Annotated in this window: 9 protein-coding genes; 2 read left to right on the top strand and 7 right to left on the bottom strand. The window is 62.8% G+C overall.

Translation table 11 applies throughout. The features are described 5' to 3' along the window. Positions 1-32 precede the first annotated feature (32 nt). Entirely contained in the window at positions 33-857 is an 825-nt protein-coding gene (locus G8767_RS31510; RefSeq protein ID WP_070796348.1) for a crotonase/enoyl-CoA hydratase family protein, read from the bottom strand. Positions 858-936: 79 nt separating this feature from the next. On the opposite strand from G8767_RS31510, the gene G8767_RS31505 reads away from it, so the two are divergent. Together G8767_RS31505 and G8767_RS31500 are read left to right on the top strand one after the other, a co-directional pair. Continuing rightward, positions 937-2,610: an acyl-CoA synthetase gene (locus tag G8767_RS31505; RefSeq protein WP_039973409.1), complete on the top strand. Its 1,674-nt coding sequence runs from the start codon at positions 937-939 to the stop codon at positions 2,608-2,610. Continuing rightward, positions 2,610-3,725 carry a nitronate monooxygenase family protein gene (locus tag G8767_RS31500; RefSeq protein ID WP_166813777.1) on the top strand — a complete coding sequence of 372 codons (1,116 nt, stop codon included), beginning with the start codon at positions 2,610-2,612 and terminating at the stop codon, positions 3,723-3,725. The genes G8767_RS31505 and G8767_RS31500 overlap by 1 nt, the downstream gene beginning before the upstream one ends. Before the next feature lie 55 nt (positions 3,726-3,780). Here G8767_RS31500 and G8767_RS31495 read toward each other — a convergent pair whose 3' ends face one another. The 6 genes from G8767_RS31495 to G8767_RS31470 all read right to left on the bottom strand — a co-directional run bounded on the left by G8767_RS31495 (position 3,781) and on the right by G8767_RS31470 (position 10,320). After that, positions 3,781-3,936: a hypothetical protein gene (locus tag G8767_RS31495; RefSeq protein WP_019746984.1), complete on the bottom strand. Its 156-nt coding sequence runs from the start codon at positions 3,934-3,936 to the stop codon at positions 3,781-3,783. A 67-nt stretch (positions 3,937-4,003) separates the two neighbouring features. Next, positions 4,004-4,741, bottom strand: a complete 738-nt coding sequence (locus G8767_RS31490; RefSeq protein WP_007734278.1) for an FCD domain-containing protein — start codon at positions 4,739-4,741, stop codon at positions 4,004-4,006. 60 nt (positions 4,742-4,801) lie between these two features. Then, positions 4,802-5,620, bottom strand: a complete 819-nt coding sequence (locus G8767_RS31485) for an ATP-binding cassette domain-containing protein (protein WP_020906302.1) — start codon at positions 5,618-5,620, stop codon at positions 4,802-4,804. Beyond that, the gene (locus tag G8767_RS31480; protein WP_206029979.1) at positions 5,617-7,692 is read right to left on the bottom strand and encodes a dipeptide/oligopeptide/nickel ABC transporter permease/ATP-binding protein; all 2,076 of its coding nucleotides are present in this window, start codon (positions 7,690-7,692) and stop codon (positions 5,617-5,619) included. The genes G8767_RS31485 and G8767_RS31480 overlap by 4 nt, the downstream gene beginning before the upstream one ends. Further along, the gene (locus G8767_RS31475) at positions 7,692-8,651 is read right to left on the bottom strand and encodes an ABC transporter permease (protein ID WP_029254514.1); all 960 of its coding nucleotides are present in this window, start codon (positions 8,649-8,651) and stop codon (positions 7,692-7,694) included. The genes G8767_RS31480 and G8767_RS31475 overlap by 1 nt, the downstream gene beginning before the upstream one ends. 43 nt (positions 8,652-8,694) lie before the next feature. Then, entirely contained in the window at positions 8,695-10,320 is a 1,626-nt protein-coding gene (locus G8767_RS31470; protein ID WP_166813773.1) for an ABC transporter substrate-binding protein, read from the bottom strand. Positions 10,321-10,384 lie beyond the last annotated feature (64 nt).

Genomic DNA, 10,384 nt, shown 5'->3' with positions numbered 1-10,384 from the left:
GGGTCAGACAGGGTGGGTCAGACAACCCTGACTCAGATGCCCTTGAACTGGGGTGCCCGCTTCTCACCGAAAGCCCGCGGGCCTTCCTTTGCGTCCGCGCTCATGAACACCTTCATGCCCAGTTGCGCGTCGATCTGGAAGGCCTCTTCCTCGTGCATGCCCTCGGTGTCGCGGATGGTCTTGAGGATCGCCTGCACGGCGAGGGGGCCGTTGGCGCTGATCAGGTCGGCGAGCTCCAGTGCCTTGTCGAGGGCCTGTCCGTCCGGGACGACGTGGCCGATCAGCCCGATCTCCTTGGCTTCGGGCGCTTTGATGTGACGACCGGTGAGCAGGATGTCCGCCGCGATCGTGTACGGAATCTGGCGCACCAGACGCACTGCGGAACCGCCGAGTGGGAAGAGCCCCCACTTGGCTTCGGAGACGCCGAACTTTGCGCTCTCGCCTGCGACGCGGATGTCGGTGCCCTGCAGGATTTCGGTTCCGCCGGCGATGGCTGCACCCTCGACCGCGGCGATCAGCGGCTTGGTCAACCGGCGACCCTTGAGGAGGCCTTCGATCTTGGACATGTCGACGCCGCCGCCCGCGAAGGAATCTCCCGGCGGCTTGGCGGACATGTTCTTGAGGTCGGCGCCGGCGCAGAAATCGCCACCTGCTCCGGTCAGGATCGCCACACGGATTTCGGGGTCGTTGTCGACCTGGTCCCAGGCGTCGACCATGATCGCCATCATCTCGCCGGTGATGGCGTTCTTACGCTCGGGGCGATTCATGGTCACGATGAGAACGTGGCCGCGCTTCTCCACGAGGCAATGCGGCGCGGTTTCCGAAATGTCTGATTTTTCGGTCGTCGAAGTGGACACTGATGGCTCCTGGCGGGTCTGTGAGCTGGCTCTCAAATTGGGTCTTGCCAGAAACGGTAACACGTTCTACTTTGAACTCGTGGCCCTTAACATCGCAGACTTCGTAGAGCACGCAATCGACCTCGTTCCGGACCGCGTTGCGCTGGTCTCGGACAACCGCGAGATGACTTATGCGCAGTTGGAGGACCGAGCAAACCGCCTCGGCCACTACCTGCGTGAACATGGCGTTCAGCCGGGTGACAAGGTCGGCATCTACTGCCGGAACGTCATCGAGGCGATCGAGGCCATGGTCGCCGTTTTCAAGATCCGGGCCGTGATGGTCAACATCAACTACCGGTACGTCGAGAACGAGTTGCAGTACATCTTCGACAACTCCGACATGGTGGCACTCATTCACGAGCGCCGCTACTCGGACAAGGTTGCGAACGTCCTGCCGAACACTCCCAAGGTCAAGTCCGTCATCGTGGTCGAGGACGGCACCGATCTGGATTTCAGTGCTTTCGGCATCGGCTACGAGGACGCACTCGCGCAGAGTTCGGGTGAGCGTGATTTCGAAGAGCGCAGCAACGACGACATCTTCATGCTCTACACCGGCGGCACCACCGGAAGTCCCAAGGGCGTCATGTGGCGTCACGAGGACTGGTGGCGTGTGCTCGGCGGCGGCATCAACTTCGTCACCGGCGTTCCGGTCGAGGACGAGTACGAGATGGCGAAGGTCGGCGCTGCCAACCCGAGCATGATCCGCTACCCGATCCCCCCGATGATTCACGGCGGTTCGCAGTCTGCGGTGTTCCACAGCCTCTTCGGCGGCGGAACCTGTTTGATGCACCCCGAATTCGACGCCCACGAGGTGTGGCAGAACATCGACAAGCACAAGGTCAACCTGATCTTCATCACGGGTGACGCGATGGGCCGCCCGATGCTCGACGCGCTGATCGCCGGAAACCCGGAGACCGGTGAGCCGTACGATCTTTCGACGCTCTACGTGATGGCCAGCAGTGCTGCCCTCTTCTCGCCGAGTATCCAGGAGCAGTTCCTCGAACTGCTGCCCAACCGCTTGCTGACCGACTCCATCGGCGCGTCCGAGACCGGCTTCGGTGGACTGGCAGTGCTCAGCAAGGGCCAGAAGCACACCGGCGGCCCGACGGTCAAGATCGACGCCTCCACAACGGTTCTCGACGACGACGGCAACGAGGTCGAACCCGGATCGGGCAAGCGCGGCATGCTCGCTCGCAAGGGCAACATCCCGCTCGGTTACTACAAGGACGAGGTCAAGACGGCCGAAACCTTCCGCACCATCAACGGCGTTCGTTACTCGATCCCCGGCGACTACGCGCAGGTCGAAGCCGACGGCACGGTCACGATGCTCGGCCGCGGTTCGGTGTCCATCAACAGCGGCGGCGAGAAGGTGTACCCGGAAGAGGTCGAAGGCGCTTTGAAGGCGCACCCGGACATCTTCGACGTGCTGGTGGTCGGTATCCCCGACGAGCGCTTCGGTCAGCGGGTTGCCGCAGTGGTTCAGGTACGTGAAGGCACGTCACCGACCTTGCACGACATCGCCACCGCAGCGCGCAAAGAGATTGCCGGATACAAGGTTCCGCGCAGCGTGTGGTTCGTCGACCAGATCAAGCGCAATCCGGCAGGCAAGCCCGACTACCGCTGGGCCAAGGCCGAGACGGAATCGCGCGAGGCTGACGATCACAACGGAAACGGCGCTCCTGTGGCGTCCGCAAACGAAAGCGTGGAAGCCTGATGCGTTCGGATCTGGCCAACAAGTTCGGCATCGAATACCCGATCTTCGGATTCACTCCTTCCGAGCACGTCGCCGCCGCGATCAGTCGCGCAGGCGGTCTGGGCGTTCTCGGTTGCGTCCGGTTCAACGACCCGGAAGAGCTCGAAGCTGCACTGACGTGGATGGACGAGAACACCGACGGGAAGCCGTACGGCGTCGACATCGTCATGCCGGCCAAGGTGCCGACCGAGGGTGGTGCCGTCGATCTCGACAAGCTGATCCCGGAGGAGCACCGCGCCTTCGTCAATCGCACGCTGGACGAACTGGGGGTGCCGCCGCTGTCCGACGACGTCGAGCATGCGACCGGCGTACTGGGATGGCTTCACTCGGTGGCGCGGTCCCACGTCGATGTTGCTCTGGGGCATCGGATTGCGCTGATCGCGAATGCGCTGGGATCGCCGCCCAAGGACGTCATCGATCAGGCGCACGAGAAGGGCGTTCCGGTAGCGGCACTGGCCGGCGCCGTCGAGCACGCACGTCGTCACGTCGAGAACGGCGTCGACATCGTGATCGCGCAGGGCTACGAGGCCGGCGGTCACACGGGCGAGATCGCTTCGATGGTTCTGGTCCCGGAAATTGTTGATGCACTGGGTGATTCAGCTGCTGTACTGGCTGCCGGCGGTATCGGCAGCGGCCGTCAGGTGGCTGCTGCACTCGCACTCGGTGCGTCTGGAGTATGGATGGGCTCGTACTGGCTCACCACCTCCGAATACAAACTCGGCAGTGCGTCGGGCGAGGGCCCGTCCGCTATTCAGCGTGCACTGTTGGGCGCGACGTCGGCCGACACCGTACGTTCGCGCATCTACTCGGGTAAGCCCGCTCGGTTGCTCAAGACCAAGTGGACGGAAGCCTGGTCGAACCCGGGAGCACCGGCGCCCTTGCCGATGCCGCTGCAGAACCTGCTGGTCAGCGACGCTCATCAGAGAATCGCTGCATCGGAGAACCCGGAAGTTGTGGCAATGCCCGTCGGCCAGATCGTGGGCCGGATGAACGAGATCCGCCCCGTCGCCGAGGTCATGGCAGAGCTGGTGTCAGGGTTCGAGGACGCGCGAACCCGACTGGATTCGATGAAGTAGTAGATGACACGTACGTATGCCCTCGGCCGAGTTTCGGCCGAGGGCATACGTCGTTTCAGCCGGCGAGGTCGTCCGGTCCGACGCTGTCCGACAACCATTCTCCGCGGCTGAGGGCGCCGTCGTCGCGGCGACGTGCGATCACGAAAATGACGAGGGCGGCAGCGAGGACAACTGCGAGAACGCGCGAAGGCGTCAGGTTCGGGTTCTTCATACCCGTAATTTTGCCGGAAGAACGGGCGCGATGGTGAGGCAGCGGAGCAAAATCACGTGTTTCGAGATTACTGCGCTTCGGACGCATGGAGACTGGCGATCCGCTCGCGCAGGCCACCGAAGTGCACATCGAGAGTGTGCGCCGCCTCGACGGCATCACCCGTACGGATCGCGTCGAGAATCGCACGGTGCTTCGACGCGATGTCTATCAGTGGCGTGTCCGAATGCCCGATGGCTTGCTGAATCTCGCTGTACACCTGCCAGAAGACGTCCATCAACTGAGCGAGGACCTGGTTGTCGAGCGGGGAGTACAGGCGGGAGTGAAAGGTCGCGTCGATGTCGGAGAAGTTCTTCCCGGCGGCGGCACGAACCTCCATACCGGTGACGAGTTCGTCGAGGTCGGCGTGGTCGGCCGACGTCATCTCGGCCATTGCCGCACCGATCAATCCGGTCTCGAGTGCTTGACGAATGTCGACCAGTTCCATCGCCTCGTGCCCGGTGCCCTGCAACGACAACCGGCCGCGGAAGGTCAGGCCGTCGGCGAGAGCGTCGAAGTTGCTCGGGGCGACGAACATTCCGAAGCCGTGACGGATCTCGACGACGCCCAAGGCCTGCAGAACCTTGAGTGCCTCGCGGAGCGTGTTCCGGCCGATTCCCAACTCCTCGGACAGTTCGGCCTCGGTGGGCATCGGGTCGCCAGGGGAGAGTCTGCGTTCGAGGATCAAGTTCATGATGTCCGTCTGAAGTGCGCGCATGCGGTTTTGCGCGCTGAAACGAGCGCCCTGTGTGCCACTCCGGACAGACATCGATTCCCCTTTTCTGATACGAACGTCCTTCATCCTATGTCCGGTCATCCGCTCCATTGGTCAACCCACGTCAACGGTGCGTTGCAGGAGACTGGGCGCCGCACCCAGCAGTTTGGCCGTGTACGCGTCCGACGGGTTGTCGAATACTTCCTGCGCCGTTCCCTGCTCGACGATCCGCCCGGCGTTCATGACGACGATGGTGTCGGAGACGTACCGCACCGTTTGTATGTCGTGCGAGATGAACACCATGCCGAGCCCCAGTCGAGCTTTGATGTCGCTGAGCAGGTTCAGGATCTGCGCTCGCACCGAGACGTCGAGAGCCGACGTCGGCTCGTCGGCGACGATGACGTCGGGTTCGAGCGCGAGCGCACGCGCGATCGCGACACGTTGACGCTGACCGCCGGAGATCTGACTCGGGATGACTTCGAGTGCGGATTGAGGGAGCCCCACCAAACCGACCAGCTCGCGAACGCGGGCTGTTCGGCTCGCGCGGTTGCCGATGCCGTGGACGTCGAGCGGATCGGTGAGGATGTCGGCCACCGTCATTCGCGGATTGAGTGCGGTAGCCGGATCCTGGAACACTATCGAGATCGCCCGCCCGAACTCCTTGCGCACGCCCGCCGATCGGGTCAGAGCGCTTCGGCCGCGAAATACCACGTCGCCCGACGTCGGTTTCTGGAGTCCGACCATGACTTTGGCCAGAGTGGACTTACCGCAACCCGACTCGCCCACGATGCCGATCGTCGCCCCTCGTCGTACGGCGATACTGACATCGTTGACCGCGTGAACCGTGCCGGGTTTGAACAGTGATCCCGAACGGGTCTTGTGGACGACGTGAATGTTCTTCAGTTCCAGGATGGGTGCTTCAGCTGTAGTCATCGCACGCTCTCCAATTCCGATTCTGCGTGTGCGGGAGTCGCGGACTGGTTCGCGAAGAAATGCTCGGTCCCGTCGATACGGACCATCTCCGGCTTACGGAGGGGATCGGAATCCGGGCGGGTGGAACGCTCGGCGAAACGGTCTCCCGGCGCGAAGCTTCCGGGTGACGGAACGGTTCCCTGGATCTGATGCAGTCGCGGCGCTTCGTCCTCGATGGAGAGAACGGCGCCGAGAAGGCCCTGAGTGTATTCGTGGCGGGGATCGACGAGCAGGTCACTCGTCGGCGCCGACTCGACGACCTGACCGGCATACATCACCGTGATCTTGTGGGCGAGGGAGGCAACGAGGGCCAGGTCGTGGCTGACGAAGACCATCGCGAATCCCAGCTTTTCCCGAAGGTCGTTGAGCAAGTCCACGACCTGGGCCTGGACGGTGACGTCGAGGGCGGTGGTGGGCTCGTCCGCGACGATCAACCGCGGACTACGGGTGAGCGACATCGCGATCAGGACGCGCTGACGCTGACCACCGGAAAGCTCGTGTGGGTAGCTGGCGAGAGTGCGAACCGGATCGAGTCCGACGAGTTCGAGCAACTCCTCGGCTGTGCGGGTACCGCCACGCTTGGTGAGCTGCTTGAACTGCGCGCGGATCAGCATCGCCGGGTTCAGAGAACTCAGCGCATCCTGGTAGATCATCGCCATGTCGTGTCCGCGCAGCTTGTTTCGCTCCCGGTTGTTCAGTTCGAGGACGTTGACGCCGTCGAACAGGATCTCGCCGGTTACCACTGCTGTCTTGGGCAGTAGACCCATGATCGCCAGTGAAGTGAGCGACTTTCCGCAACCGGACTCGCCGACCAGTGCCATCGTCTCGTTCGGGCGGACGGTGAAGCTCACGTTGTCGACGATCGCCGTGTCTCCGTAGCGTTCGGGGAACCGGATCGTGAGATTGCGGACCTCGAGGAGGGGCGCTGCATCGCCCTCGTACACAAGACGATCGGACCGAGACCGCTCGGTTTCCGCCAGGATCTTCAGGTGAGTTTCGAGAGGGGTCGGCTCGGCGGCCGGCTTCAGAACATCTTTCACGACGCTGGAGTCGGCGAAGTCGTCGATCAACTCCGGGTTCTCGGTGACTGCAGCTTCGTCCTCCAGAATGAGCTCGTTGGAGGTCTCCTCCGCTGCGGCAGTCTGCGCTGCTTCCAGTGCGGAGGGCGTCTTCTTGGTTTTCTTCAGACTCGGATCTGCCATCGCGTCGGTCAGGCCCTCGGCGAGCACGTTGAGGGAGAGCACCGTCAGAAGAATGAGCAGTCCGGGGAATACCGTTGCCCACCAACCACCGAGAAGGACCATGTTCTTGCCGTCGGCGATCACCGATCCCCACGACGGATCCGGGGGACGGACACCGGCGCCGATGAACGACAGGCTGGCCTCCAGCACGATGGCGTCGGCGACCATGACAGTGCAGAAGACGAGAACGGGCGCAGCACAGTTGGCTACGACGTGTTTGACGACGATGTGTGAAGTTCTTGCGCCGATGACCTTTTCGGCCGCGACGTAGTCCTCGCCGTACTGAGCGAGAACGTTCGCGCGAACGACGCGGGCCACCATCGGCGTGTAGAGGAACGCGATCGTGACGATCAGAACCGGGATCGAACCACCGAAGGCTGCGACGAGTACGGCAGCGAGCGCGATGCCCGGGAACGCCATGACTACGTCGAGCACACGCATGATGGTCTCGTCGACGCCTTTTCGGCTCGTTGCGGCCACCGATCCGATGAGAGCGCCGGCGCACAGTGCGAGGAAGGTGGAACCGAGACCGATGGTCAGCGACCAGCGTCCGCCGTAGAGCAAGCGGCTGAACAGATCTCGGCCGAGACTGTCCTGACCGAACCAGTGCTCGGCGCTGGGGCCCGCGGTACCGACCGCCTGTTCGAGTGGGGTGTACTGCGTGATCAGCGGCGCGAAGAGGCAGGCGAGCACGATGATCGCGAGAACCGCCATCGACAGCCAGGCCGAGAGGGGGAAGCGAGAAAAGGTGATACCGGGTCGCGAAAGCTTCTCGGTGAGTTTTCTTCTCATCATGCTGCGCTCCGAAGTCGTGGATTGACGAGCAGGTAGAGGATGTCGACGGCGAGGTTGACGACGACGAAGCCGACCGCGATCACGATGACAACACCCTGAACGACTGCGGGATCACCGTTGGTGACGCCGTTGATCATGAGCTGACCCATTCCGGGAAGGCCGAAGATCTGCTCGATGACCACGGCGCCGCCGAGGAGGTAACCGACACGCAGGCCCAGAACGGTGAGCGGGTTGATCAGCGCGTTACGCAACACATTCCGTCCGATCACCACGTGATAGGGCAGGCCGCTGCCGATTGCGGTACGGACGTAGTCCTTGTCCAACTCCTCGACCATGGACGTGCGGATGATTCGCGTCAGTTGCGCCGCGACGGGCAGTGACAGAGACAGCGCCGGGAGCGCCATGTACCAGAGCCAGTCACCGACGGAGTCGCTCGGATTGACGTAGCCACCGGTAGGGAACCATCCGAGTTGGACAGCAAGGTACTGAATCATCAGCAGTGCCAACCAGAATGACGGTGCTGCCACACCACCGAGGGAGATCACTCGGATGACCTGATCCGGCCAACGATCGCGGAACAGTGCGCTGGTGACACCGAAGATCAGCGAGAGCACGATGGCGATCACCAGTCCGAGAACCGTGAGCTGAATGGTCAGTGGCAGAGCGGTGGAGATCGAATCCAACACCGGGGTACCGGAAATCAGACTGTCACCCATGTTGCCGCTGACCAGATCGGTCACGAAGTGAACGTATTGCAGCGGAAGCGGATCGAGCAGTCCGTTCTCTTCCTTGAACTGCTGCAACTGTTCCGCAGTCGGGTTGCCGCCGTTGAACGCCGCGGTTGCGGGATCGGTGGGCGCGAACTGCATCACGATGAAGACGAACGCGATGATGCCGAGGATCAGGGGGATCAGTATCAGTAATCGCCTGATCAGCATGGGGAGGACTCTTGCCATCGGGGGATCTCTCAGTTGTGGGAAACGGCCGAGCGCGCGGGTATCAGGCCGGCTTCGCCTGAAGCAGGTTGACGCCGGGGTACGGCAGCGGAGTGACGTCGGCGATCTTCTTCGGATCCCACGCAGTCAGGAGTTCCTGATGGAGAACCGGGTAGTAGACAGCATTTTCGGCGATCTGGTTCAGGTACGACTGCACGAGGGTGCTGCGCTTTGCCGGGTCGGTCTCGCGGGTGGCTTCGTCCATGGTGGCGTAGATCTTCTGCGCCTCGGCGGTGTCGTCCCACTTGGCGTAGGTCTTCGTCCACAAGCCGCCCTTGCTGTACGTGTAGCGGACGAGGAGGTCGACGTCGCTGCCGAATGCCTGGGGGTTGGACGTACCCGCAGCGATCTGGAACTTCTGGCCGCTGTTGAGCTTGCTCACCATGGCGCTGGTGTCCTGCGGTTCGAGCGTCGTGTTGAATCCGACTGCGTCCCAGGACTCTTTGATGGTCGGCAAGCAGTCGGCCAACCAGCTGACGTTGGTGGAGAGCAGCGTCAGGTCGAGGCCACTGACACCGGCGGAAGCGAGGAGTGAGCGGGCCTTGTCCGGATCGTACGAGTAGACGGTGGACGCCCGCGCGTAGTCGGGGTTGCGCTCGTACAGGTAACTCGTGGCCGGTGCTGCCTTGCCACCGAGGGCGATCTCGATCATCTTCGGGGTGTTGATGGCATAGAACATCGCCTGGCGAACACGAACGTCGTCGAACGGTGCCTGAGTGGTGTCGAAGAGCAGGTACATGAGGTTCATGCCCGGGTTGCCCTCGACGGTGCGCCCGCCGGTGGTCAGAGTCGGGACGTTGGCGACGGGGATGTTGTCGGCGAGTTGTGCACCGGCATTGTTGCCCGAGACGCGTGCGATGCGTGAGGAAGTGTCGACGATGGACAGCCAGTTCATCGTCGCGAAGTTGGCCGGACGCGGCCCGTTGTACGCCTCGTAGGCCTCGAAAGCTGTGTTGCTCTTGGGGGTGTGGCTCTTGAGCTTGTACGGACCGGAACCGACGACCAGCGCGCCGGACTTGGCCTCGTCCCAATGACCGTCGAAGACGTGCTTGGGCATGATCTTGGCGATCGAGAGACGCTGTGCGGCAGCGCTGAACGGGTAGTTGAAGTTCAGGGTCACCGTCTGGTCGTCGACCTTGGTGACGGACTGCAACCAGGAGGAGAAGAAGGAGCGGATCAGTACGTTCTGCTGTGGATCGAGGATGCGGTCGAAGGTGAAGACGACGTCGTCCGAGGTGACCGGAGTGCCGTCGTGCCAGGTTGCACCGTCGCGGATCTTCATGGTCCAGCTCGAGGCGGTGGCGTCGGTCGGGACGGCTTGTGCGAGCGCCGCATACGTCTCACCGGTGCCGGGATCGTTTTCGAGCAGTCCCTCGTAGACGTGGTTGACGGCCGCCATGAGGAAACCGGATGCAGTCTGCATCGGGTCGAAGCTCTGGTCGTTGCCGTATCCGATGGCGGTGGTCAGATCGCCGGTGCTCGCGGAACCGCCGACTACCGAGGTCGACGACGGGCCGCCGCCACAAGCCGCGAGAGTCGCGGTGATACCTGCTGCAGCTCCCAACAGCCCGGTGTACCGGAACAGGTCTCGGCGGGTGAACGCGGAGCTCAGCGGTCGTTCGTTCTTCAAGGCGGCCTCCAAGGCGGGGAGCGGGACATCGGGGGAGTGGATAGGGGATGTCCTATGTTCGACG

It is taken from the genome of Rhodococcus sp. IC4_135 (assembly GCF_011602025.1).
GTDB classification, from domain to species: domain Bacteria; phylum Actinomycetota; class Actinomycetes; order Mycobacteriales; family Mycobacteriaceae; genus Rhodococcus_F; species Rhodococcus_F baikonurensis.
The sequence above is the reverse complement of the archived record's forward strand: the minus strand, read 5'-3'. Positions and strand labels throughout refer to the sequence as shown.

Bases quoted from the DNA above. Each gene is read 5' to 3' on its own strand.
- G8767_RS31500 (WP_166813777.1), top strand. From the start codon at position 2,610: ATGCGTTCGGATCTGGCCAACAAGTTCGGCATCGAATACCCGATCTTC.
- G8767_RS31495 (WP_019746984.1), bottom strand. From the start codon at position 3,936: ATGAAGAACCCGAACCTGACGCCTTCGCGCGTTCTCGCAGTTGTCCTC.
- G8767_RS31490 (WP_007734278.1), bottom strand. From the start codon at position 4,741: ATGTCTGTCCGGAGTGGCACACAGGGCGCTCGTTTCAGCGCGCAAAAC.
- G8767_RS31485 (WP_020906302.1), bottom strand. From the start codon at position 5,620: ATGACTACAGCTGAAGCACCCATCCTGGAACTGAAGAACATTCACGTC.
- G8767_RS31480 (WP_206029979.1), bottom strand. From the start codon at position 7,692: ATGAGAAGAAAACTCACCGAGAAGCTTTCGCGACCCGGTATCACCTTT.
- G8767_RS31475 (WP_029254514.1), bottom strand. From the start codon at position 8,651: ATGGCAAGAGTCCTCCCCATGCTGATCAGGCGATTACTGATACTGATC.